This window comes from Pseudoduganella dura (genome assembly GCF_009727155.1).
Lineage (GTDB): Bacteria > Pseudomonadota > Gammaproteobacteria > Burkholderiales > Burkholderiaceae_D > Rugamonas > Rugamonas dura.
The window spans coordinates 409,967-435,105 of the sequence record NZ_WNWM01000002.1 but is presented as its reverse complement, the minus strand read 5'-3'; the positions used below and the strand labels follow the sequence as shown (position 1 = coordinate 435,105).

General features: G+C 68.3%; 17 protein-coding genes. 13 read left to right on the top strand and 4 right to left on the bottom strand.

Going from position 1 to position 25,139, the window contains the following annotated elements:
* Positions 1-53: 53 nt before the first annotated feature.
* Both GJV26_RS02085 and GJV26_RS02080 read right to left on the bottom strand, forming a co-directional pair.
* Positions 54-584 carry a gluconokinase gene (locus tag GJV26_RS02085; RefSeq protein WP_229419142.1) on the bottom strand — a complete coding sequence of 177 codons (531 nt, stop codon included), beginning with the start codon at positions 582-584 and terminating at the stop codon, positions 54-56.
* Positions 585-893: 309 nt separating this feature from the next.
* Positions 894-2,015, bottom strand: a complete 1,122-nt coding sequence (locus GJV26_RS02080) for an HAF repeat-containing protein (protein WP_155707249.1) — start codon at positions 2,013-2,015, stop codon at positions 894-896.
* 138 nt (positions 2,016-2,153) lie between these two features.
* Between GJV26_RS02080 and GJV26_RS02075 the strand changes: the two genes are divergently transcribed.
* Positions 2,154-2,456 (top strand): hypothetical protein, encoded by a 303-nt coding sequence (locus GJV26_RS02075; protein WP_155707248.1) that lies wholly within the window; start codon positions 2,154-2,156, stop codon positions 2,454-2,456.
* Positions 2,457-2,555: 99 nt separating this feature from the next.
* A complete protein-coding gene (locus tag GJV26_RS02070) occupies positions 2,556-3,986 on the top strand; it encodes a GntP family permease (RefSeq protein WP_155707246.1) in 1,431 nt (476 codons plus the stop codon).
* A 64-nt stretch (positions 3,987-4,050) separates the two neighbouring features.
* On the opposite strand, the gene GJV26_RS02065 is transcribed toward GJV26_RS02070, so the two are convergent.
* Positions 4,051-7,071 carry a sensor histidine kinase gene (locus GJV26_RS02065; protein WP_155707244.1) on the bottom strand — a complete coding sequence of 1,007 codons (3,021 nt, stop codon included), beginning with the start codon at positions 7,069-7,071 and terminating at the stop codon, positions 4,051-4,053.
* A 161-nt stretch (positions 7,072-7,232) separates the two neighbouring features.
* On the opposite strand from GJV26_RS02065, the gene GJV26_RS02060 reads away from it, so the two are divergent.
* The 8 genes from GJV26_RS02060 to GJV26_RS02025 all read left to right on the top strand — a co-directional run bounded on the left by GJV26_RS02060 (position 7,233) and on the right by GJV26_RS02025 (position 17,441).
* On the top strand, positions 7,233-8,165 hold the full coding sequence (locus tag GJV26_RS02060; RefSeq protein ID WP_173346116.1) for an AraC family transcriptional regulator: 933 nt from the start codon (positions 7,233-7,235) through the stop codon (positions 8,163-8,165).
* Between the two features lie 154 nt (positions 8,166-8,319).
* Positions 8,320-8,874, top strand: coding sequence for a carboxymuconolactone decarboxylase family protein (locus GJV26_RS02055; RefSeq protein ID WP_155707242.1), 555 nt, complete (start codon positions 8,320-8,322; stop codon positions 8,872-8,874).
* On the top strand, positions 8,874-9,971 hold the full coding sequence (locus GJV26_RS02050) for an acyl-CoA dehydrogenase family protein (protein WP_155707240.1): 1,098 nt from the start codon (positions 8,874-8,876) through the stop codon (positions 9,969-9,971). Before GJV26_RS02055 ends, GJV26_RS02050 begins: the two co-directional genes overlap by 1 nt.
* Positions 9,968-10,753 carry an ABC transporter ATP-binding protein gene (locus tag GJV26_RS02045; protein ID WP_155707238.1) on the top strand — a complete coding sequence of 262 codons (786 nt, stop codon included), beginning with the start codon at positions 9,968-9,970 and terminating at the stop codon, positions 10,751-10,753. The genes GJV26_RS02050 and GJV26_RS02045 overlap by 4 nt, the downstream gene beginning before the upstream one ends.
* Before the next feature lie 5 nt (positions 10,754-10,758).
* On the top strand, positions 10,759-11,991 hold the full coding sequence (locus tag GJV26_RS02040) for an ABC transporter substrate-binding protein (RefSeq protein ID WP_155707236.1): 1,233 nt from the start codon (positions 10,759-10,761) through the stop codon (positions 11,989-11,991).
* Positions 11,992-11,993: 2 nt separating this feature from the next.
* The gene (locus tag GJV26_RS02035; protein WP_155707234.1) at positions 11,994-12,758 is read left to right on the top strand and encodes an ABC transporter permease; all 765 of its coding nucleotides are present in this window, start codon (positions 11,994-11,996) and stop codon (positions 12,756-12,758) included.
* Between the two features lie 257 nt (positions 12,759-13,015).
* Positions 13,016-14,128 (top strand): Gfo/Idh/MocA family protein, encoded by a 1,113-nt coding sequence (locus tag GJV26_RS02030; RefSeq protein ID WP_155707232.1) that lies wholly within the window; start codon positions 13,016-13,018, stop codon positions 14,126-14,128.
* Positions 14,129-14,330: 202 nt separating this feature from the next.
* Entirely contained in the window at positions 14,331-17,441 is a 3,111-nt protein-coding gene (locus tag GJV26_RS02025; protein ID WP_155707230.1) for a glycoside hydrolase family 2 TIM barrel-domain containing protein, read from the top strand.
* Positions 17,442-17,589: 148 nt separating this feature from the next.
* On the opposite strand, the gene kduD is transcribed toward GJV26_RS02025, so the two are convergent.
* Positions 17,590-18,339 (bottom strand): 2-dehydro-3-deoxy-D-gluconate 5-dehydrogenase KduD, encoded by a 750-nt coding sequence (gene kduD / locus GJV26_RS02020; RefSeq protein WP_155707228.1) that lies wholly within the window; start codon positions 18,337-18,339, stop codon positions 17,590-17,592.
* Positions 18,340-18,693: 354 nt separating this feature from the next.
* Here kduD and GJV26_RS02015 point away from each other — a divergent pair, with 354 nt between their 5' ends.
* The 3 genes from GJV26_RS02015 (at position 18,694) to GJV26_RS02005 (ending at position 25,138) form a co-directional block, all read left to right on the top strand.
* A complete protein-coding gene (locus tag GJV26_RS02015; RefSeq protein WP_155707226.1) occupies positions 18,694-21,615 on the top strand; it encodes a TonB-dependent receptor plug domain-containing protein in 2,922 nt (973 codons plus the stop codon).
* A gap of 105 nt (positions 21,616-21,720) precedes the next feature.
* Entirely contained in the window at positions 21,721-23,538 is a 1,818-nt protein-coding gene (locus GJV26_RS02010; RefSeq protein ID WP_173346115.1) for a glycoside hydrolase family 28 protein, read from the top strand.
* 4 nt (positions 23,539-23,542) lie between these two features.
* Positions 23,543-25,138 (top strand): DUF5060 domain-containing protein, encoded by a 1,596-nt coding sequence (locus GJV26_RS02005; RefSeq protein ID WP_229427931.1) that lies wholly within the window; start codon positions 23,543-23,545, stop codon positions 25,136-25,138.
* Position 25,139 lies beyond the last annotated feature (1 nt).

Sequence of the window (25,139 nt, the reverse complement as noted above, 5' to 3'; positions counted from 1 at the left end):
GCGCTCGGAGGGCGCGGCCTTGTTTGCAATGACGATGCGGCTCGCCGGCCGGTTCAGCCCTGTCCGGCGATGCGTTCCACAAGCTCCCCGGGCGGCAGGGCGATGTCGAGGGCAAGGCCGCCTTCATCGCGCTGCAGCGGTTCGAGGTCGCGCAGCTGGCTGTCCAGCAGCGCCGGCGGCATGTAATGGTCGGCGCGCCCGCCGAGCCGCGCGGCGATCAGTTCGCGCGGGCCGTGCAGGTGCGCGAACCGCAGTCCGGGATCGGCCTGCCGTAGCAGGTCGCGGTAGCGGCGCTTCAGCGCGGAGCACGACACCACCAGGCCCGCGTTCCTTTCGCGCGCCTGCCGGATCTGGTCCGCCAGCGCCTGCAGCCAGCCGGCGCGGTCGTCGTCGTCCAGCGGCACGCCGGCCGACATTTTTTCAACGTTCGCCGCCGGGTGGAACTGGTCTCCTTCGATGAAGGCCACGCCAAAGCGCCGCGCCAGGGCATTGCCGACAGTGCTCTTGCCGCAACCGCAGACACCCATGACGACCCAGCGGGCCGTGCTGGCGGAAGGCGTTGGCGGGGCGATCGTTTGTGTCATCGGGGTCTCCAGGTTATCGAATTGGCTAGTTAGCGCTATCATCTTCCCGAATTTCCCGTTCCGTAAAGCGTTGTTTGTGCTGCATTGCAGCATAACGCAGTCAGGTCATTGTTCGTTCATTACATCGGGGAGTGCGTCTCTCCCTCTGAGGAGAGGGCTGAAACTGATAGCGCTATCAGTTTGTGCGGAGCGAAAACGATTGTGGCGAATGTGGTTTTTGCAACACGATGATGCGCTCGCCGTCACGGCCGGGCATGCCGGCCAACCTGCGCCGGCGGGCGGCATGGCCGAATGCGACGGGCGCGGCGCCTACAGGCCGGGTTGCCCCGCAACGGCGGGGCGACGCGTTTGCTGCCGATGCCGCCACCACGTGCGCACGTCCGGCCCCACGTGCCACAGCGCCCATGCCGTGAACGAGAGCGCGAGCAGCGTGTACATGAAGAGGTCGAATTTCTCCCGCTCCGTCATCGCTGCGGACGGCTCGCCGCTGCGGATGGCGCTGGCCTGGAACTTGCGGCCGAGGCTCGATGCGCCGACGAACTGCCCGTCGTCGGTGATCTTCGCCACGATGCCGTCGGCACGCAGGTTGGGCAGGATGCGCGTGGCGCCCTTGTCATGCACGAAACTGTAGGACTTGTATTCGTTGACGCGGATCGTGCCGACGATCTTGCCGTCGCGGCTGATGCCGGTGGCGAACGTGTCGCCGCGGGAGATTTTCGCGCCGAGGTCGACCATCCGCGTGCCGTCGTACAGGAAGGCGTGCCAGCGCCGGTCCGCCGTTTCCGCGGCGCCGACCACGACGCCATGGTCGTTGACCGCCGTGGCCACGCTGGCGCGGCCGCCCAGCGTGGGTAACTGGACGATGCCGGTCTCCGGCCGGTACAGGAAGGCGCGCCGGTAGCCTTCGGCATTGTGCGCGGCGCCAGCCACGTGGCCCAGCGCGTTGACCGCGGTGGCGTAACTGTTCTTGCCGCCGAGCGTGCCGAGACCGGTCATGCGGCCGTCGTGCCAGACGAATGCCTGGTACGAGCCATCCGCGGTATCCGCGTAGCCCGCCACGTGGCCCTTGCGGCCCAGCGCCACCGCGTGGCTGCCGCGGCCGCCCAGCGTGCCCAGGTCGCGCATGCCGTGGCCCACGCGGTAGACGAACGCATGCCACTCGTTTGCCGCCGTCAGCGAGGCGCCGATGATCGTGCCCTGCTCGTTGATCGCCGTGGCGTAGCTCTCGCCGCCGCCGAGGGTGCCGAGCTCGGACACGACACCGTCGCGCGACAGCACGGCGCGGCGCGTGCCGTCGCTGTACCGGGTTTCACCGACCACGTCGCCGGCCGTGTTGGCATCCGTGGCCACGCTTCGTTCGATGCGCAGGGGTTCGGCGCCGGCATGGCAGTGCAGCATCACGGTGAGCGCAACGGCGGCAAGGCTTTTCATGCTGTTTCCTCGGAAGTCGGTCTGTCGACTATACGCGACCGGCAGGCGGTGAAATGTCGCACATTGTCACAATCGCCATGCATATGCCGCAATACCGGTGCTACGATGGCGGTTCGCACATCGAGCCGGGAGCGATCCATGAAAACCGTCACGCACAGCCATCCGGCAAAACCGTTTTCGGCCCGCAAGGTACTGCGCGTGCTCGCAGTGACGGGAGCGCTGTTGCTGGTTCCCGCCGTATCGACGCTGTCCGGCGGGGAATTCCGCTGGGGGGTGGTCGACTTCGCCGCCGCCGCCGTTCTCCTGGCAGGCAGCGGCCTGGCGTTCGAACTGGCGATGGCGAAGCTGCGCACGCGTTCCTCGCGGCTGATCGCCGGCACGGCCATCGCCCTGGCATTGCTGACGATCTGGGCGGAACTGGCGGTCGGCATCTTCCACTGACGCCTCCGGACGGCACCGTGCACCGGCGGCCAGCCGTGTGCACGCGAAGCAGGGGAATTCGTTAGCATGGGGGCATGCCAACCCAACGATAGCCCCCCAATGTCCTTCCTGATCGTTCTCGCCGCCCTGGTTTTCCTGATGTTCGCCGCCTACCGCGGCTACAGCGTCATCCTGTTCGCCCCCATCGCCGCGCTGGGCGCCGTGCTGTTGACGGAACCGGCCGCCGTCGCTCCCGTCTTCTCCGGCATCTTCATGGAAAAGATGGTCGGCTTCGTGAAACTGTATTTCCCCGTGTTCCTGCTCGGCGCCGTCTTCGGCAAGCTGGTCGAGATGGCCGGCTTCTCGCAATCGATCGTGCATGCCGCGATCCGCTACATCGGCAGCAGCCGCGCCAACGCGGTCATCGTGGCCGTGTGCGCGCTGCTCACCTATGGCGGCGTGTCGCTGTTCGTGGTGGTGTTCGCCGTGTACCCGTTCGCCGCGGAGCTGTACCGCCAGAGCGGCATCCCGAAGCGGCTGATGCCGGGCGCGATCGCGCTGGGCGCGTTCTCGTTCACGATGGATACGCTGCCCGGCACGCCGCAGATCCAGAACATCATCCCCACCACGTTCTTCCAGACCACCGGCTGGGCCGCGCCATCGCTCAGCATCGTCGGCGCGATCGCCACGGTGATCGCCGGCATGTTCTACCTGGAGTGGCGGCGCCGCTCGGTGATGGCGACGGGCGAGGGGTATGGCGTGGACGACCGCAAGGACGACAAGGAAGGCGAGAAGGACAGCGGTGGGGGCGCCGGCCCGGCGGCCGCCGACCTGCCGCATCCGCTGCTGTCGGTCGCGCCGCTGGTGCTGGTGGGCGTCGCCAACTACGTGCTGACCGCCGCGATCGCGCAGCACTACGGCACCAGCTACACGCTGACGGCCGACCTGCTGCCGGGCCTGAAAGCGCCGGTGGAAACGCCGATCAAGACGGTGGTGGGCATCTGGGCGGTGGAGGGCGCGCTGCTGCTGGGCATCCTGCTGGTGTGCGTGACGGCGTTCCGGCGCATTCGCGCTTCGTTCGCGGAAGGCACCAAGGCGGCTGTCGGCGGCGCGCTGCTGGCGGCGATGAACACGGCCTCCGAATACGGCTTCGGCGGCGTGATCGCCGCGCTGCCGGGCTTCATCGCCGTCAGCGAATCGCTGCGCAGGATTCCCGATCCGCTCGTGAACGCGGCGATTTCGGTCACCACGCTGTCCGGCATCACCGGTTCCGCGTCCGGCGGCATGAGCATTGCGCTGGCGGCGATGGCCGACAGCTTCATCGCCGGCTGCAACGCCGCCGGCATCCCGCTCGAGGTGCTGCACCGCGTGGTGGCGATGGCCAGCGGCGGCATGGACACGCTGCCGCACAACGGCGCCGTGATCACGCTGCTGGCCGTTACCGGGCTGACGCACAAGCAGTCGTACAAGGATATCTTCGGCATCACCGTCATCAAGACCGCGGCGGTGTTCTTCGTGATCGCCGTGTATTACCTGACCGGACTGGTATAGCCGGAAGGTTCAGCGGCAGTGCTGCCCCGCGCGGTGCCGTTCCGCGCGGTACTAACGCCTGGCTTCAGCGGCCGCGAATACGCAGGGCAAGGGCGCGCAGGACGAAGGCGCGAAGCCGGCCCGAAGTGCTCCGTCCAATATCGGCATACGCCGCGTGCGCGGGAATGCGGAACGTCACCAGCGTGCCGCCGGCAGGGGCGGCGCCGATGTCGAGCGTGCCGCCGAGCCGCCCGATCCGCTCGCGCATGCCGACGATGCCCCAGTGGCCCACGCGGCCCCGGCGCGCCACGGTGCGGTCGATGCCGCGGCCGTCGTCGCATACGCTGCCTTCGAGTGCCCGGGGACCCAGCCGGAGCCGCACCACGATGCGGCTGGCGTGCGCGTGGCGGCAGCTGTTCAGTGCCGCCTCGCGCAGCACGTGGCCGATCTCCAGGGCGGCTTCGCCGCGCAGCGCCACGGCACGGCCGGCGAAGGCCACGTGCAGCCGGCCGGCGGCATCCGGATCGAGCGCCTCGACGGTGGCGCGCAGCCCGGCCAGCAGCTCGTCCGGCGTGGTTTCGCCGCGCAGCGCCATCACTTCGTCGCGCGTGCTCGCCACCAGCGCGTCGGCATCGGCCAGCGCCTTTTCCAGGGCGCCGGCCGCCGGGGTGCCGTTGCGCAGCCTGAGCAGCGCCACCTGGCAATGCAGCATCAGTGCATGCACGGCCTGCAGCAGGTTGTCGTGGAGCGAGCGGGCGATGCGTTCCCGTTCGTCGATACGGGCCGCGGCGCGCTCGGCAACGAGCCGCGTCGCCGCCGCCAGCCGCCAGCGATAGGCCAGCCACCCGGCCAGCGCCAGTGCCGCCGCGCACGCCGCGCGGAACCATGTGCTTTGCCAGACGGTCGGCGCGATCGTGAACGCCAGCGTGGCGCCGGACCGGTTCCACACGCCATCCTCGTTCGCGGCGATCACGTCGAAGCGGTAGCTGCCGGGTGCGAGGTTGGTATAGTGGGCCTGTCGCTCGTGTTCGACTTCGCGCCAGCCGGAATCCACGCCCTGCAGCCGGTAGCGCAGCCGCACCCGTTCGGGAATCGATAGCGCGGTGGCGGTGAACGCGATGTCGATTTCTGTTGTCCGTTCCGGCAGCGGCGCGCCATCGACGGCGGCGTGCTCGCCGCGGGGCGTGCGCAGCGAGCGGATCAGCACCGTGGGCGGCAAGGGGTTGCGGTGGATGGCGGCCGGGTCGATCCACCCGGCCGCCGATGCGGTGGCATACCAGATCCTGCCGTCATGCCCGAGCGCGAGCGAGGGCAGGGGGCGCAACTGGGCCACCTGGCCCAGCAGCCCGTCGGCGAAATCGAACATTTCCCACTCCGGCTGGCGCGCCGGATCGGCGAACCAGGCCGCCAGCTCATCGGCGGCGATGTGCATCAGGCCTTCCGCGCCATGCAGCCACAGGTCGCCCGCGCGGTCCTGCACGATGCCGGCCACGCCGCGCAGCGCGTCGGTGCGGGCCGGCCGCAGGGGCCGGACGGTATCGCCGTCGAGCCAGCCCGCGCCGTTGTCGCCGCCCACCAGCAGCCGGCCGCCGGCTTCGTGCATCGCCAGCACGTTGCCGATCGTGCGGCCGGCGGCCGGCAGCATCCGGATGCCGGCTTCGGTCAGCTCGCCGAGCCGCCCTTCGGTATAGCCGATCCAGGTACGGCCGGAGGCGCCGGTCAGCATCGTCACCGGCGTGATTGCCGGCATCCCCGCCAGGCCGCCATCGCGGACCCAGCGCGCGCCGTCGAAGCGGAACAGGCCGAAGCGCACGACGGATACCCACACGCGGCCGGCGCGGTCCACGGTGATGGCCTGCACGTCGTTGCCGCGCAGTGGAGGCGGCAGCGGCCAGCAGCGGCGCGCCGCGGTCCGCACCGCGCACAATTGTTGCTCGTTGCCGGCCCAGACCAGGTCCGCCCCGGTGCGGTGGATGGCGGAAGCGCCGACCAGCGGCAGCGTGCCGCGCGCGCCGTCCGCGCCGATGCGCTGCACCACTCCGAGCGAACCGCCGATCCACATCTCGTCGCCGATCCCGCGCTGCGCCAGGAATTGCGCCATCTGATCAGGCAATGCGGCCCTGCGGATGCGGTGCGGCCGGTAGCGCTCCACGCCCCCCAGCGTGGAAACCCACAGGTTGCCTTCGCGGTCGATCGTCGAGGCGACCACGAGGCGGGCGATATCGCCGCCGCTGTCGAACAGTTCCGCCGCCCGCAGCGTGCCGTCGTGGCGCGCTTCCAGCCGCACCACGCCATCCTTGCGCATCGTCCACAGTGTCCCGCCAGGGCCGGAAAACAGGGGGTCGCTGTAGCGGCCGGGCGTTTCGACCGCAAGCGGGCGGTGCCGGCCGGTGCCCGACAGTTCGAGAAAACCGCGGCCGCGCACGGCGATCGTCAGGCGGCCATCGACCAGCATCGGATTGCCGGCGTCGGGCATTTTCGCCACGCCGTGGAATGTATCCGATCCGCGCACGCGGGCATGCAGCACGTTATTGGTCTTTGCCCACAGCGTGCCGTCGCGGTCGAAGGCAAGGTACTGGGTGCCGGTGTTGCCGGCGTTGCCGCGCAGCCTGTGCCAGCGGCCCCCCGACAGGCGGGCAATGCCGGTCGTGGTGCCCACCAGGATGCCGCCGTCGGCGTCCACGGCGAAGCCGCCGACCGAGCCGGCCGGCAGGCCGTCCTCGCCGGGACGCCAGTCGCGCGACCGGCCGGGGGAGAGCAGCGTGACGCCGCCGGTCTGGTAGCCGAGCAGCAGCGAGTTCCCCAGCGCCTTCACCCGGTTGATGTTGTTGGCGGGCAGCCGGTGCCCGTACACGGCATCGCGCCGGCGGAACCGCACGCCGTCGAAATCGAACAGGCCGCCGATATTGCCGAACCAGAGCAGGCCGTCGGGCGTCTGCGCGATATCGTACGACGACAGCGGCGCGCCCTGCGCCTGCGTCCAGCGCTGCATGTGATGGCTGATGCCGTCGGCCGGCGCCGCCGCCGCCACGACCGGCAGCAGCAGTACCGTCAATATCCACCAGCGCCAGCGCATGCATTTCCCGTTGTTGCCATTCGTTGCCATTCGTTGCCATTGGTTCAAAGGCGAAGTTTAACGGATGGGCGGCGAACCTGCCCGGCCACCGGCCGGCGGCGCGGGTATTTGCTTATGCGGTTTTTATCGTGGCCATGCACGGCGCCGCCGGGCATAATCGGGCGCCCCTATTTTTAGCAGAAGCGGAACCCATGGACAGTGCAGCCGATACCGACCGCCTGGTGCACTGGCTGATCGACAGCATCGAACTGGAAGCGGCCGCCTTCCACGTGGGCCAGTATTGCGGCCGGTGGCGCGCATCGACGGCGGGCCGCGGCCTGGGCAGTTTCCACCTGGTGCTGCATGGCACCTGCTGGCTGCACGTGGAGGGCCGCGCGCCGCTGCGGCTCGGCCCGCGCGACGGTGTCTTCCTGCTGCGCGACATCCCCCACTTCCTCAGCCCCGATCCGGATCCGGCGGCGCCGCTGCCGGCCGGCGGCATGCAGCCGCTGGCCGGCGAGGGCCCGGGCATGACCGGCATCGCCTGCGGCTTCTTCCGCTATCGCGGAACCTTGAGCACGCTGATCGTCGATTCGTTCCCGGACGTGGTGGAACTGCGCGCCGACGACGCGTCGATCCGCGCCGCCGGCACGGTGTTCGACCTGATGCTGGCCGAGGCGGGCGGCGACCCCGACCTGCCACCGCCGCTGATTTCGCGGCTGGCCGAACTGCTGTTCTTCTACGTGACACGCCACGTGGCGCGGCGGCGCGAAGTGCTGTCCGGCCTGCTGGCGCTGGCGCGGCGTCCGGAATTCACCGTGCTGCTCGAACGCCTGATGGCCGAGCCCGGGCACGACTGGTCGACGGAAAGCATGGCGCGCGCGGTACACATGTCGCGATCGAGCTTCTACAAGCACTTCGTCGATGCCAGCGGCCAGCCGCCCGCCCAGTTCCTGTTGCTGCTGCGGATGAAGATCGCGGCGCAGCGGCTGCACCATGGCGAAACGGTCGAACGCGCCGCCGAACACGTGGGCTACCGCTCGCACGCGGCGTTTTCGCGCGCGTTCCACAAGGTGATCGGCGAACACCCGGGCGCGTTCCGGCGCCAGCGGCGCGCCCGGGAAACGGCGACGCAGTTGAATTGAGCCGGCTCGCGGGCCTCATCGGACGGCACGCCGGCGATTGCGCCAGGCCGATGCCGGATATGGACGGATAAGCATGAAATCGCGACGAACGCGTCTTTTCGTATGCGATCCAGCCTCCTATAATGGCAGGTCATCTTCTTACCGAGAGCCCATCATGTCCCGTCTCACGCTGCATACCGTCGATACCGCGCCCGAAGCGAGCCGCCCGTTCGTCGAGAAAGCCCTGGCCAACAATGGCTTCCTGCCGAACCTGATCGGCGTGCTGGCCAACTCGCCGCAGGCCCTGGAGATGTACATGACGGTCTCCGGAATCAATGCCAGGACCAGCCTGACGCTGGCCGAACGCGAAGTGGTGCAGATCACGGCCGCGCGCATCCATGGCTGCGACTTCTGCGTGGCCGGTCACACTGCCGTGGCGCTGAAGAAGGCGCAGCTGCCGACGGACACGGTGCGCGCCCTGCAGCAGGGCAATGCCACCGGCGATGCGAAACTGGACGCGGTGGCCGCGTTCGCGAAGGCGGTGATCGCCACCCGCGGCGCGGTCGACGACGCGGCGCTCCAGGCGTTCCTGGGCGCCGGCTACAACGAACAGCAGTCGCTGGAAGTGGTGCTGGGCATCGCGCTGGCCACGCTGTGCAACTTTGCCAACACGCTGGCCGGCAGCGCGATCAATCCCGAACTGCAGGCCTACGCGCCCGGAGCCATCTGATGACAGGCGGCGCACGTGCCATCGAACTGCCGGCCGCGCTGGCGGACTGGCTCGCCACCCACGCCGACCGGCTCGATACCACGCAGGAGCTGGCGGCCGAGGTGGTGCCCCGGCTGGCCGGAGCGGGGCTGTTCGCCATCGGCGTGCCCGCCGCATTGGGCGGCAGCGGCGGCGACGTGCGCGATGCCATCGAAGCCATCGCCGCCGTGGCCGAGCGTTCGCTGACGGCCTCCTTCGTATTCTGGGGCCACCGCACGTTCATCGAATACGTGCTGCAAAGCCCGAACGCGAAGCTGCGCGAGCGCTGGCTGGCGCCGCTGCTTAGCGGCGAGATCGCCGGCGCCACGGGGCTGTCGAACGCGATGAAGTTCCTGGGCGGAATCGAGGCGCTGCAGATCACCGCCACGCCGGCCGGCGACGGCTGGCAGCTCGATGGTGGCCTGGCCTGGATCACCAACCTGCGCAAGGAAGGGTTCGTGGCCGCCGCCGCCGTGACGTCCGCCGCGGGTGCGCCGCCGGCGGTGATCGCGTTCGCCAGCGCCGCGGCCGGCGTCGTGCGCAGCGGCGACCTGGACCTGCTGGCGCTGCGCTCCAGCAACACCGCGGCCGTGGAACTGCAAGGCGTGCGTATCGACGAGGCCGACGTGATCACGCATGACGCGCTGGCCTGGCTGCCGGCCGTGCGGCCCGCCTTCCTGGGAATGCAGTGCGGCATGTCGGTCGGCCTGGCCCGGGCCAGCCTCGCTGCCGCGCATCGCCTGTGCACCGCCACGCGCAGCGGCCTGCTGGGCCGCGTGGAGGCACTGCAGGGCGAACTGGCCCGCGCGGTCGAACAGATGCAGGCCGGCGTGCAGGATGGCCGTTTCAAGACCGCCGCCGCGCCGCTGTTCCGGCTGCGCATCTCGCTGGCCGAGATCGTGCAGCAGGCGGTCATGCTCGAACTGCAGGGCAGCGGCGGGCGCGCCTACCTGATGAACCACGACCGCAATTTCGCGCGCCGCTGGCGCGAGGCGGCGTTCATCCCCATCGTCACGCCGAGTCTTACGCAGCTGCAGCTGGCGCTGCAGAAACAGGCCGCCGCCGCGGGCGCCGCATGACGGCGCAGGATCCGGCGGTGGCGGGCCCCGCGCTCGACGCGCGGAACCTGCGGTTCGGCTACCTGGGCAAGCCGGTGGTCGATGGCGTGTCGCTGGCGATCGGCAAACGGGAAATCGTCTGCCTGCTGGGCGGCAGCGGCTCCGGCAAGTCCACGCTGCTGCGCGGGCTGGCCGGGCTGGCGGTGCCGGAGGACGGTACCGTGAGCTTCCTCGGCCAGCCGCTGCTGGCGCCCCATCCGCGCGCCGCGCTGGTGTTCCAGCAACCGAGCCTGTTGCCGTGGCACGACGTGCGCGCCAATGTGGGATTCGGCCTCGATTTCGCCCGCCAGCCGGCGATCGACCGGGTGGCGCGCGAGCGGCGCATCGCCAATGCGATCGAAGCCGTGGGCCTGGCCTCGCACGCCCGGGCCTACCCGGCGCAATTGTCCGGCGGGCAGGCGCAGCGCGTTGCGCTGGCGCGGGCCCTGGCGCGCGAGCCGGAGCTGCTGTTCGCCGACGAACCCTTCTCGGCCCTCGATGCGATCACGCGGGCGGAAATGCAGGCGCTGCTCGTGGACCTGGTGCACCGCTGGCACACGGCCGTGCTGCTGGTCACGCACGATATCGACGAGGCGATCCTCGTCGCCGACCGCATCCTGCTGCTGGCCGGGCGCCCCGGCCGCATCGCGCGCGAATGGCGCGTGGACATTCCCCGGCCGCGGGAGGACCACGGCGACGAGATCGTGCGCCTGCGCCTGGAAATCGTCGCCGCGCTGCGCGACGCCACCAACCTTGCTGGATAACCCCTATGAACAACAACGAAAACATCCATATCTGCGCCGCATCCGACTGCGATTGCGGCATGACGCGCCGCGACTTCCTGCGCATGTCCGCGCTGGCCACGGCCAGCGCGGCCGCGCCGCTGATGTTCGCCGGCGATGCGCGCGCACAGGCCTTCAAGGGTGACGACCAGCCGGTGAAGATCGGCTACCTGCCGATCACCGACGCGGCGCCGCTGCTGGTGGCGCACGGCCGCAAGCTGTTCGAGGCGCAGGGCCTGAAGACCGAAACGCCGCGGCTGTTCCGCAGCTGGGCGCAGATCGTGGAGGCGTTCGTCTCCGGGCAGGTCAACGTGATCCACCTGCTGTCGCCGGCCACGCTGTGGGTGCGCTACGGCTCGAAATTCCCGGCGAAGGTGGTGGCATGGAACCACGTCAATGGTTCGGGGCTGACGGTGCTCAACGAGATCAACTCGGTGGCCGACCTGGGCGGCAGGACCGTGGCGATTCCATTCTGGTATTCGATCCACAACATCCTGCTGCAAAAGCTGCTGGCGGCCCACAAGCTGACGGTGGTCACCCGCGGCCGCGGCGCGGAACTGAAGAAGAACGAAGTGAGCCTGGTGGTGATGGCGCCGTCCGAGATGGTGTCGGCGCTGGCGTCGAAATCGATCGCCGGCTACATCGTGGCCGAGCCGTTCAACGCGCTGGCCGAGACTGCCGGCGTGGGCAAGATCCTGCGCTTCTCCGGCGACGTGTGGAAGAACCACGCCTGCTGCGTGACGTTCCTGGCCGAGCGCGACCTGGCCGACAAGCCGGAATGGTCGCAGCGCGTGACCAACGCGATCGTCAACGCGCAGCTGTGGTCCCGCTCCAACCAGGTGGAGACGGCGAAGATGCTGTCGGCGTCGGGTCCGAACCGCTACACGCCGCACCAGCTGCAGCCGCTTACCAAGGTGCTCGCCGTGACCGACTATTCGGACTATGAAAAGCGCGGCATCATCGCGCACCCGCAGTGGCAGCAGCGGCGCATCGACTTCCAGCCGTTCCCGTTCGCGTCGTACACCGAGGAGATGGTGCGCGCGCTGGTGCAGACGAAAGTGGAGGGCGACGCGAAATTCCTGGCAGGGCTCGATCCGAAATTCGTCGCCCGCGACCTGGTCGACGACCGCTTCGTGCGCAAGTCGATCGCCGCGGCCGGCGGCCCGGCCGCATTCGGCCTGCCGGCCAACCTGCTGCGGACCGAGACGGTGGCCGTTTGACGATGCCGGCAAGGTTCCTGCTGCCGGTGATCGGCATCGCGCTGGCTGTCGTGCTGTGGTCGCTCGGCGTGTCGTTCCTGGAGGCGCGCACGCCGATCGCCGCGGCCTTCGCGCCGCTGGCCACCGCACACGCGTTTATCGACATGGTGCAAGGGCCGGATATCTGGGTGCACGTTGCCACGAGCCTCAAGCGTGTCGGCATCGGGCTGCTATGCGCGATCGTCGTGGGCGTGCCGCTGGGGATCCTGGTGGCGCTGTCGCGCGGCTTCGCGCAGGCCAGCACGCCGCTGTTCCAGCTGCTGCGGATGGTGTCGCCGCTGTCGTGGATGCCGCTGGCCGTGATGGCCCTCGGCGTCGGCGACGCGCCGGTGTACTTCCTGCTGGCGTTCGCCGCCACGTGGCCGCTGATGCTGAACACGGTGGCCGGCGTGGCGCAGCTCGATCCGAACTGGATGCTGCTGGCGCGCAGCCTGTCGGCCACCCGCTTCGAGATCGTGTGGCGCGTGGTCCTGCCGGGCATCACCGCGCACATCCTCACCGGCGTGCGCCTCGCGATCGGCATCATCTGGATCGTGCTGGTGCCGGCAGAGATGCTGGGCGTGTCGGCCGGCCTGGGCTACTTCATCCTCGATACGCGCGACAGGCTCGCCTACTCCGAGCTGACGGCCGCGATCATCCTGATCGGCCTGCTGGGCTACGCGCTCGACTACCTGGCCCGCGCCGCCCATGCGCGCTGGCTGCATGCCAGGCCGGCGGGGCAGGGCTGACGTTTCCGTCCACATCTGCCGGTACCGGGCAGCGCGGCAGAACTGTCACGCGACAAAGCTTGTGCCGGATCAAAAAATGACCTGGGGCCAGGCCCCAGGACAAAACCTGTGCCAGATCAAGGAATGACCTGGGGCCAGGCCCCAGGACAAAACCTGCGATAGATCAAAGTTGTCCCAGCCGTGTGCCACGCCGTTTCCATTGCTATAGAATCACCCGCAACCTGAAATCGTTGTCACAACATTGAGAGGAGCTGGGCATGACCGTGCATCTGGATCGACGTGGTTTTGTTCTTGCCGCCGGCGGCGCCATCGCGGCATCGGCCATCGGCGGGTCCGCCCTGGCGCAGCCGGCGGGGCGCAAGCTGGGATATGCGATCGTGGGCCTGGGCGGTTACGGCCTGGGCCAGATCATTCCACAATTCAAGAACTGCCAGCACAGCAGGCTGGTCGCGCTGGTCAGCGGCGATGCGGCCAAGGCGAAGCGGGTGGCGGCAGAGTATGGCGTGCCGCCGTCGGGCATCTACGACTACAACAATTTCGACAGGATCCGCGACAATCCGGAAGTCGACATCGTCTACGTGTGCCTGCCGGTGTCGATGCACGCCGAATACACGATCCGCGCGGCGAAGGCCGGCAAGCACGTGCTGTGCGAGAAGCCGATGGCGCTGTCGTCGAAGGAATGCGAAGCGATGATCGCCGCGTGCCGGCAGGCCGGCAAGAAGCTGATGATCGGCTATCGCTGCCATTTCGAGCCGACGAATCTCGAAGCGATCCGCCGCGCGCGCGCCGGCGAGATCGGCAAGCTGCGCTATTTCCGCTCCGAGCACGGCTACACGGCCGGCGACCCGACGGCATGGCGCCTGAAGAAGGCGATGTCGGGCGGCGGGTCGATCATGGACATCGGCATCTATGCGCTGCAGGCTGCGCGCTACATGACGGGCGAGGAACCGGTCGCCGTGTATGCGAAGGAGACGACCGACCGCAACGATCCGCGCTTCAGGGAGGTGGAAGACATGATCGAGTTCCAGCTCGAATTCCCGTCCGGCGTGATCGGCTCGTGCATGTCGATGTACAGCGCCAACCGGAACCAGGTACTGCTGATGGGCGACAAGGGCCGCATCGAGATGGAGCCCGCCACCGGCTACAGCGGCCAGCGGTTGTGGGTGGGCCGGGGCCGGGAGAACGAGATCCAGCCGCCGCCGGGCCCGGGCAGGAACCAGTTCGCCGGCCAGCTCGATCACCTGTCGCAGTGCGTGATCGAAAACCGCGAACCGGTCGTGCCGGGCGAGGAAGGCCTGCGCGACATCCGCATCATCGAGGCGGTCTACCAGTCGGCGCGGGAAAAGCGGCGCATCGCGCTGAAGGCCTGACGCCGGCACGGCCGGAGACAGGCTCCTGTTCCTGGCGCGTTTGCGCGCAAACCGGTGCACGGGGGAGGTGGTTTGCCCCCATGCCCTCGTGCGCTTCGCAGTTGCCGGGCATGCGCCGAAAATTTCCTGCCGCGCCGCCGGTTTTTTTGCAATTGTTTCCGTTAAGCTAACGTCTCTGACAACGATACCATAAAGGAGACACATGCTTCAGCGAACAACCCTGTCCGCGGCGATCGCGCTGGCGCTCGCATTCCCCTCCATGGCGGCCGACCGGGAACGCGCCGAATGGGAACAGCCGGAAGTGGTGGCCGTGAACCGCGAGCCGATGAAGGCCACCTTCTTCAACTTCGAATCGGCCGACAAGGCGCTGGCCGGCGACAAGGCCGCGTCCGGCTGGTTCCGGTCGCTGGACGGCGCCTGGTCGTTCGCGTACTCGCCGACGCCGGAAGCGCGGCCGAAGGACTTCTACAAGCCGTCGTTCGACACGGGCAAGTGGGCCACCGTGCAGGTGCCCGGCATGATGCAGGCGCAGGGCTACGGCAAGCCGATCTTCACCAACATCAAGTATCCGTTCCCCGCCAACGAACCGTTCATTCCGCACGAACTCAATGAAGTGGGCTCGTACCGGCGCGACATCGACATCCCCGCGAACTGGCAGGGGCGCGACGTATTCCTGCACATCGGCGCCGCGGGCGCGGCGTACTACGTGTGGGTCAACGGGGAAAAGGTGGGTTACTCGGAGGATTCCAAGCTGCCGTCGGAGTTCGACGTCACGCGTTTCCTGCGCCCGGGCCGCAACACGGTGGCCATCGAGGTGTATCGCTGGGCCGATGCGTCGTACCTGGAAGACCAGGATTTCTGGCGCGTCTCCGGCATCGAGCGCAGCGTCTACCTGTATGCGGAGCCGAAGACGCGGCTGCGCGATTTCAGGGTGACCGCGTCGCTCGACAAGGCATACCGCGACGGCCGCTTCGAGCTGGCGGCGGAGGTGGCCGGCCAGCCGGCCGCGGTCGAGGTGCGGGCGCGGGTGCTGGACGGCACGCGGCCCGTGCTGGAACTGAAAGGCACGCCCGGTGCGGACCGCAAGGCGGTGCTGGGCGGCACGGTGCCGGCCGTGAAGCCGTGGTCGGCCGAGACGCCGAACCTGTACACGCTGCTGGTGGAGGTGGTGGACGGGCAGGGCAGGCTGCTGTCGGCCACGTCGCGCCGCATCGGTTTTCGCACCGTGGAAATCGCCGATGGCGAGGTGCGCGTCAACGGCAAGCGCGTGATGATGCGCGGCGTGAACCGGCACGAGCACGACCCGGTCACCTACCGCGTGATGTCGATGGAAACGATGCGGCGCGACATCGAGCTGATGAAGCAGGCCAACGTCAACGCGGTGCGCACGTCGCACTACCCGAACGACCCGCGCTGGTACGACCTGGCGGACGAATACGGCCTGTACGTGATGGACGAAGCCAACATCGAATCGCACGAGTACATGGACAGGGGCGACCGGGCGCCGGACGCGGAAAGCCGCGCGAAGATCCAGCTCGGCTACAAGCCGCACTGGCGCATCGCCCACGTGGACCGGGTCAGCCGCATGGTGGAGCGCGACAAGAACCACCCGTCGATCATCTTCTGGTCGCTGGGGAACGAGGCCGGCACGGGCCCGAACTTCGAGGCGGCCGCGGCCTGGATCCGGAAAGCCGATCCGACCCGCCTGATCAGCTACCTCGGCCACGGCACGCTGGGCGAGGTGCACAAGCCCAACGACTACGTGGACATCTACGCGCCGATGTACGACGACATCACGAAGATGGTCGACTACGCGCAGGACCCGGCGTTCCGCCAGCCGATGATCCAGTGCGAGTATGCGCATGCGATGGGCAATTCGCTGGGCAACCTGGAGGATTACTGGAGCACGATCCGGGCGCACCGCAAGCTGCAGGGCGGCTTCATCTGGGATTGGGTCGACCAGAGCGTGTTCGCCCGCGATGCGCAGGGGCGGCAATACTGGGCATCCGGCTTCGACCTGAACCCGGAGCGGGGCGACAACAGCGTGATCGGCGACGGCGTGGTGCGCGGCGACCGCACGCCGGACCCGGAGTACTACGAGCTGCAGAAGGTCTACTCGCCGGTGGTGTTCGAGGGCACCCCCGGGAAGGGAACCGTCACCGTCGTCAACCGCTACGATTTCCGCGGGCTCGACCACCTCGACTTCGATTGGGAACTGCTGCGCGACGGCATTGCGGTGAAACAGGGCCGGATCGATGGCGTGAAAGTCGCGGCCGGTGCGCGGCAGGATGTGAAGCTGGCGCTGCCTTCGCGCCCGCATGGCGGCGGGGAATATGTGTTGACGGTTCGGGCCAGACTGCGCGCCGCGGAGCAGGGCATGGCCGCCGGCGCCGTCGTGGGCTGGTCGCAATTCGTGCTGCCATCGGCCGGCAAGCCGGCTACGCCGCGGGTTGCCGCGGGCGTCGCGCCGCAGCGCAGCGGCGACACGATCGCGCTGGCCAGTGCATCGGCACGGCTCGAGATCGATGCGAAGACCGGTACCGTCGGCTACAGCGTGGCGGGCAAGCCGGTCCTGGCGGGCGGCACGCCGAACTTCTGGCGCGGCCTGACGGACAACGACGAAGGCACCGGCACCATGAAGACCAATGCGGTCTGGGGTGAATTCACGAAGGCGCGCAAGGTGCGCGACGTGCGGATCGACGGCGGCGCGGTCAGGGTGCTGTATTCGTTCGGCGCCGGCGCGGCGCATTGGGAGAACGTGTACCGGATGCGTTCCGACGGCAGCGTCGACGTGCAGGCCACGTTCACGCCGCTGCGGGATGATTTGCCCGACCCGTTGCGCCTCGGCCTGCGCTTCGACAGCGCGCCGCAGCTGGACACGGTGAGCTGGTACGGCCGCGGTCCGCACGAGTCGTATGCCGACCGCAAGACCGGCGCGGCGCTCGGCATCCACACCGGCAAGGTGGCGGACCAGCACCACGGCTACATGCGGCCCCAGGAAACCGGCAACAAGACGGACGTGCGCTGGTTCGAACTGCGCGGCGACGGCGCGCCCGGCGTTGCGGTGCGTGGTGAAAAACCGCTGTCCTTCAACGCGCTGGCGTTCCCGTACGAAGATCTTGAGTTGCGCCCGCGCGGCACGTGGAAGAGCTCGGAGATCCGGCCCCATGGCAACGGCAGCGTGCTGATCGACCTGGCCCAGGCCGGCGTCGGTGGCGACGATGGCTGGAGCCCCAACGGGCGGCCGCTGGTCAAGTACCGCATCCCGCTGGCGCCGGCCACCTATTCGTTCACGCTGTCACCGAAGCGGTAAGCACCAGGAGCTAACGATGAGTCTGTGTCTACCTCGGGGTCAACCCCGTTTTCGGACACGGGCTCGGCCAATGTAAAGTTCAGCTCGTGTCCACTTTCGGGGTTGCCCCCATGGTGGACACGGTCCCGGCCGTAGATCGCCGGCTGCGTCACCTTGCCAGCCACCCCCCATCGACCGGCAGCACGATGCCGTGCACGTAGTCGCTGGCGCGGCTGGCCAGGAAGATGGCGGCGCCGGCCAGGTCGTCCGGCTGGCCCCAGCGTTCCGCCGGGATGCGTGCCAGGATCGCCCGCTCGCGGGCGGGGTCGGCGCGCAGCGCGGCCGTGTTGCCGGTATCGAAGTAGCCCGGCGCGATGGCGTTGACGTTGATGCCATGCGCCGCCCATTCGTTGGCCAGCGCCCGCGTCAGGCCCGCCAGCGCGCTCTTGCTGGCGGTGTAGGCGGGCACGCGGATGCCGCCCTGGAACGACAGCAGCGAGGCGATGTTGACGATCTTGCCGCCGCCGCTGCGCACCATGTGGCGGGCCGCCGCCTGGCACAGGAAGAACACCGATTTCAGGTTGGTGTCCATGACGGTATCCCAGTCTTCCTCCACCACGTCGAGGCTGTCCGCGCGGTGGATGATGCCGGCGTTGTTGACGAGGATGTCGAGGCGGCCGTTGAGCGCGAGCGCCTCGTCCATCACGCGCCGCACCGGCTCCGTGCTGGAGAGGTCGGCGCGCACGTCGAGAAAGCCGCGGCCGAGCGCGGCCACGCCGGCGCCGGTTTCCGCGGCTTCGCTGCGGCCGGCCACGACGATGTCGGCGCCGGCTTCGGCCAGCGCGATCGCGATGGCCTGGCCGATGCCCGTGTTGGCGCCGGTGACCAGCGCCGTTTTTCCTGCGAGATTGAACAGCATGGCTTCCCTCACTTCAACAGGTAGTCGAGGACGTAACGCCAGTGTAATCGAGCTTGTCGCAGCGCATCGCCCCAGTGACCGGGCCGCGCCCGCCGACGGTTCTCTTCGCTCCGCTTTTCGCTCCACCTCCCGCTGCGCGAACGGAGATCCACCGTTCCACAAACACGGCCGGTGCTCAACTTGTTGAGCGTTTCATGGTTGATGCAATTTCACAACGATGATGCACGTTGCCCGTGACGCCAGCACGGCTGTGGGCGCATACTCGCATCAACTGGTCCGGCCAATCCGAGGACTGGTCTACCAGTACTGGTAAGTGATCTAGCCAATTCAAAAAAAGACAGGCGGAGGAGACACATGATGCACACCCAACAACCCGTATTGCGCCGGGCCACGATGGCACTCGCCGTGGCGATTGCCATAGGCGAAATGACCGGCCAGGCGCATGCCCAGAGCAGTGCACAGGACAGCGCCCAGGCCGAACCGGTGCAGGCCGTCGTCGTGACCGGTTCCCTGATCCGGCGCGTGGCCGACGAAGGCGCCACGCCGCTGACGGTCATCAAGGCCGCCGAGCTGGAAACCCGCGGGCACACCGAGCTGAAGGACCTGGTGCTGGAACAGCCGCAGTCGCTGTCGCTGGGCACGAATTCGGGCGCCGCCGGCCCGATGACGAACCTGCGCGGCCTTGGCCCGATGCGCACGCTGACGCTGCTGAACGGCCGCCGCATGGCCAACGAGCCGCTGCAGGACCAGTACGTGTCGGTCAACGTGATCCCGCGCATGGCGCTCGACCGCGTCGAAACGCTGTCCGGCGGCGCCTCGTCCACCTACGGCGCCGATGCGATCGGCGGCGTGCAGAACTTCTGGACCAAGCGCGGCTACCAGGGCATCGCCGTCAAGGCCGAATATGCGCGGCCGGAAGAGAGCGGCGGCGGCAAGACCACCAGCTTCGGCGCCATCGCCGGCTGGGGCAACCTGGGCAAGGATGGCTTCAACATCTACTTCGCCGTCGACCAGCAGAAGAAAACGCCGCTGTTCCAGGGCGAACGCGCCGAGCAGCACGATCCCGACATCCTGCGCACGCTGGGCCTGGGCCTGCTGCCGGAGGGCCGCAACGCCAGCCCCACGGCCAACTTCGGCTTCACGCGCGCCGCTAACGCCAACTACAACCCCGCCTATGCGAGCGGTTGCCTCGATCCCTACTCGCGGCCCACGCTGGGCAACGCCAGCGCGAACACGCCGCCGGTCTACGCGCCGGGCTGCTACCGCAACCCGCTGTTCTACAACGCCGTGACGGACGGCAGCGAGATCACCAACATCTCCAGCCGCGCCAGCTGGAACCTGCCGGGCGGCCACAAGATCGACATCGACATCCTGCACGCCAAGTTCACCGTGCAGAAATTCCGCGGCATGCAGTCGCCGGGCACCAGCAATCCGGCCACCACGTACTCGCTGCCGGCCAGCAGCCGGTTCTACCCGGGCAACGGCATCACGCCGGCAGTGCCGGTCGTGGGCAGCAATACCGGCACCAACACGCCGGCGATGTACGTGAACGGCACGATCACGCCGGGCGCGGTGAGCAACCTGAACATGAACGGCCGCACCGCCTACTTCCAGTGGGGCCCGGGCGAACTGGGTTCGGCCTACCGGAACGACGAGCAGGTCAACGACCGCGTGGTGCTCACCGCCGAGGGCGAGGTGCTGGGCTGGGATTACCGCGCCGGCGTGAACTGGGGCATGAGCAAGCGCGACACGAAGGCGGGCGGCGGCTACATCCTGTATTCGAAGGCGCAGCAAGGTTTTACCAACGGCATTCTCAACCCGTTCGGGCTGCAGGACGAAGCCGGCCTCGAATACCTGCGCAGCATCGAGGCGCGCAACTACACGTACCGCCTGAACAAGGCCTACAACAAGAGCGTGGACGTGACGCTGTCGAAGGGCGTCATGGCGCTGAAGGGCGGCGACCTGACCGTGGCCGTGGCGGCCGAACTGCGCCGCGACGCCGCGCGCACCTACGATGCGCCGCGCGACTACATCGGCCTGAAGGCCGACGGCAGCTACAACATCGATGCCTCCGGCAACGTGGTGGTGCACGACCTGGTCGGCGAATCGCCGCAGGGCGTGGCGCGCCGCCTCTCCCGCAATATCGCCTCGCTGCTGGCCGAAGTGGAAGCGCCGGTCACCGAGACGGTGTCGATCAACGGCGCGGTGCGCGCCGACTACTACGAGGACCTGAAGCAGACCACGGTGAACCCGCGCCTGGCGGCCAGCTGGCGGCCGGTGGACAGGCTGCTGCTGCGCAGCTCGCTGTCGACGGGCTTCCGCGCGCCGTCGATCATGGATATCCAGAATCCCACGCCCGAAGTGCGCACGCAGGACATGGACGACCCGGTGCTGTGCCCGAGCGCACAGCCCACGGTGGCCGGCAGCGGCACGCCGGTGGCCGGCTACACCGCCGAGCAGGTCTGCAACATCGTCACCAACTACTGGACGAAGTCGCCGAACAACAGTTTCCTGAAGCCGGAAAAATCGCGCGGCTTCTCGTTCGGCTTCGCCTGGGAGCCGGTGAAGAACCTGGCGCTCACGGTCGACTACTGGGGCCTGAAGATCAAGGACGTGCTGGGCGCGGTCACCATCGCCGAGATCCAGCAGAACCCCGCGAAATACACGGACCAGATCATTCGCCGCGCCAACGGCACGATCGACTACATCATCGCCAGCCAGGCCAACCGCGGCATGAGCCGCATCCGCGGCGCCGACATGTCGGCCAGCTACCGCTTCCCGGCAACCACCTACGGCAATTTCGACGCGAAGGTCGACGGCACCTGGTATCACAAGTATGAATTCCAGGCCGAGAAGGATGGCCCGTGGTTCACCAACATCGGCATCATCTCGAACGACGGCCGCTTCGGCGGCGCGGGCCCGAACGCCGGCCTGGCCGGCGCGCCGCAGATCAATCCGCGCTGGAAGCACACGGCGTCGTTCAGCTGGGGACAAGGACCCTGGCGCGCCACGCTGTCGCAGCGCTACCAGCGCGGCGTGACGGACCTGACGCCCCGCACGGGCTCCACGCTGACGAAGGTGGACGACTACAGCCAGTTCAACGTGAACGTGCGCTATACCGGCATCCGGAACACCACGATCAGCCTGGGCGTGAACAACATCACCGAGGAATGGCCGCCGCTCACCGCCAACAGCACCTACGGCGGCGGCTACGTGACGAGCATGGCCGACATGCTGGGGCGCGTGGCGCGCCTTTCGGTCGAGTACAAGTTCTGACGCAGCCGTATCGCGGCAAGGCCGGCCATGCGCCGGCCTTGCCGCATTCGACGCGGCCGCACCGGCCCGGCCCTGCAACCTGACAGCTAGAATGTGACCAACCAGATGACGAACAAGACCTTCCTGCAACGCCGCCGGCTGATCAAGGGCACCGCCGCGCTGGGCACCGTATCCTTCATGGGCCTGCCGGCCCTGGCGCAGGCGCCCGATCCATGGGCGCGCGCGAAGGAAATCGCCGGCGTGTTCGCGAAACCACTGCCGTTCCCGAAACGCGATTTCCCGGTGACGGCGTATGGCGGCAAGCCCTGCAAGGTGCACAAGGTGGCGGGCTATCCGACGATCCGGGCGAAGGGGCAGGTGACGACCCCGGTGCCGGGCTCGCACGACAGCCACCCGGCGCTGCGCGCCGCGATCGCCGCCGCGCACAAGGCGGGCGGCGGCCGCGTGCTGGTCCCGGCCGGCGACTGGTACCTGAAAGGCCCGATCGTGCTGCTGTCGAACGTGCACGTGCACCTGGCGAAAGGCGCGCACGTGTACTTCAGCGCCAGCCCGGCCGACTACGCCCGCGATTGCCCGGAAGCGCAAACGGTCGACTGCGGCGCCAACGGCAAGCTGGTGCTGTCGCGCTGGCAGGGCAACGACTGCTTCAATTTCGCGCCGCTGGTGTATGCGCGCGGCCAGAAGAACATCGCGATCACCGGCGAGGACTGGACCAGCATCCTGGATGGCCAGGCCGGCGTGCCGTACGAGGATGGCAGCGGCCCGGGCTGGTGGAGCATGAACCAGAAAGGCGCCGAAAAGGGGGCATTGCACCAGGGCGTGGACAACCCCGCCAATCCGCCGCTGGCCACGGTGGCGCCGCACCTGGACGCGGCCACGCTGGCGCGCATCGTGGGCGACCGCCCGAACGCGCGCGCCGACGAGAAATACCTGCCGGCGCTGTCCGAGGCCGGCGTGCCGGTCGAGAAACGCATTTTCGGCCTGGGCCACTACCTGCGCCCGTGCCTGGTCGAGTTCATGGATTGCGAAAACGTGCTGATGCAGGGCTACCAGGCCGTCAACGCGCCGTTCTGGATCCACCATCCGGTCAAGTGCCGCAACGTGCATTTCTCGAAGGTGCGGATGGAATCGATCGGCCCGAATTCGGACGGCTTCGATCCCGAATCGTGCGACACCGTGCTGGTCGACGGCTGCTGGTTCAACACGGGCGACGACTGCATCGCCATCAAGGCCGGCAAGAACGCGGACGTGGGTTACGGTCCCACGCGCAACGTGGTGATCCAGAACTCGGTGATGAACAGCGGGCATGGCGGCATCACGCTGGGCAGCGAGATGTCGGCCGGGATCGAACACGTGTACGCGCAGAATATCGACGTGCGCAACGCCCACTACGCGACCGATCCGATCAACACGGTGGTGCGCCTGAAAACCAACATGAACCGCGGCGGCTACCTGCGCCATTTCTACGTGCGCGACCTGAAGCTGCCGAACGGCGTGCGCCTGAAGCCCGGTTTCTACACGCCGATCCCGGGCGGCCCGGTGCCGGCGAAAACCGTGCCCACGGGCGGCGGCGCCGTCATCACGTTCGACTGCGACTACACGCCGTCGTTCGACCTGGTGCGCAGCCGGCCGCCGGAAGTGTCGGACGTGCATATTTCCGGCATCAGGGTGACGAACGTCGATACGCCCGAAGGCAGCTTCGGCTGTTACCAGGCGTTCGTGGTGCTCGGGCCGGTGGCCACCAGCTACAACGGCCCGGCGGACCGGCCGGTGCTCCCGGTGCGCAACGTGACGATCTCGGACTGCGATTTCGGCAACGCGGTCAAGGCCGATGCGCCGTGGTTCGTCCACAATGCGCAGGGCGTCACGCTGCGCAACGTGACGATCGGCGGCAAGCGCTACAACGAAAAACTGTCCGGGTAAGCCCGTGCGTCTCGCAAGGCGAACCTTTGTCGTGCTGGCGGCGGCGCTGTGCGCCGGCCTCGCGTACGCACAGGTGCCGGTGAACGAATACGGCGCCGCGCTCGCCGCCGGTCCGGTCGAACGCTGGGGCATGCTGGAAATCGACCTGGCGGGGCCGGCGGAAGGCAATCCGTTCGTGGACGTCGCCCTGTCGGCCGTGTTCCGGCAGGGCGCGCGCGAAATCGCCGTCGACGGCTTCTATGATGGCGCGGGCCGCTACAAGATCCGCTTCATGCCCGATACGGCCGGCGCGTGGACGTGGGAAACGCGCAGCAACCGCGCCGAACTGCGCGGCAGGACCGGCCGCTTCGACGCGGTACAGGCGGCCCCCGGCAACCGCGGCCCCGTCTCGGTGCGCAATACCTTTCACTTCGGCTACGCGGACGGTTCGCCGTTCTGGCAGGTGGGCACCACCAGCTACGCGTGGACGCACCAGCCCGACGCCCTGCAGGAGCGGACATTGCGCACGCTGGCAATGGCGCCGTTCAACAAGCTGCGCATGGCGGTCTTTCCGAACAACGACGACGCACTGGCGCACCAGCGTTTTCCGTTCCCCGGCAAGCCGCCGCATGGCTGGGATTTCAGCCGCTTCGACGTGGATTTCTTCCGCAACCTGGACCGGCGCGTGGCGCAGCTGCGCGCGCTGGGCATCGAGGCCGACCTGATCCTGTTTCACCCGTACGACAAGGGCAAGTGGGGTTTCGACCGCATGCCGGGGGCCGTCAACGACCGCTACCTGCGCTACGTGGTGGCCCGGCTGGCGGCCTACCGCAACGTGTGGTGGTCGATGGCCAACGAGTTCGACTTCCTCACCGAGAAGACGATGGACGACTGGGACCATTACTTCCAGCTCGTGCAGGCGGCCGACCCGTACGGCCACCTGCGTTCGATCCACAACGCGTTCCGGCTCTACAACCACACGAAGCCGTGGGTCACGCACGCGAGCATCCAGCACGGCGCGGCCACGGAAGACCCGGAACGCGCGGTGCTGTACCGCGACGTCTACAACAAGCCGGTCGTCTACGACGAAGTGAAGTACGAGGGCGACTGGGTCAAGCGCTGGGGCCAGCTCACGCCGGAAGAGATGGTGCTGCGCTTCTGGAACGGCGCGATCGCCGGCTCGTACGTGGGGCACAGCGAGATCTACAAGGATCCCGGCGGCGAGATCTGGCTGGGCAAGGGCGGCACGCTGAAGGGGCAAAGCCCGCCGCGGCTGGCGTTCTTCCGCAGGATCCTGGCCGAGAGTCCGCACGAAGGCCTCGAGCCGATCGACAAGTGGCAAGACCATCCCTTTGCGGGAAAACACGCCGAGTATTACCTGGGCTATTTCAACCGGGACAAGCCCGCCGCGTGGCCGTTCGTGCTGTTCAAGACGGGGCTGCGGGACGGCATGAAGTTCCGGGCCGAGGTGATCGACACATGGAACATGACGGTCACGCCGGTGGACGGCACGTTTGAAATCAAAAGACGCGACGATTACACGTTCGCCGACAAGGATGGCCGCAGCATCGCACTGCCGGGCCGGCCGTACATGGCCGTCCGGATCGTGCGGGTGCGCTGAC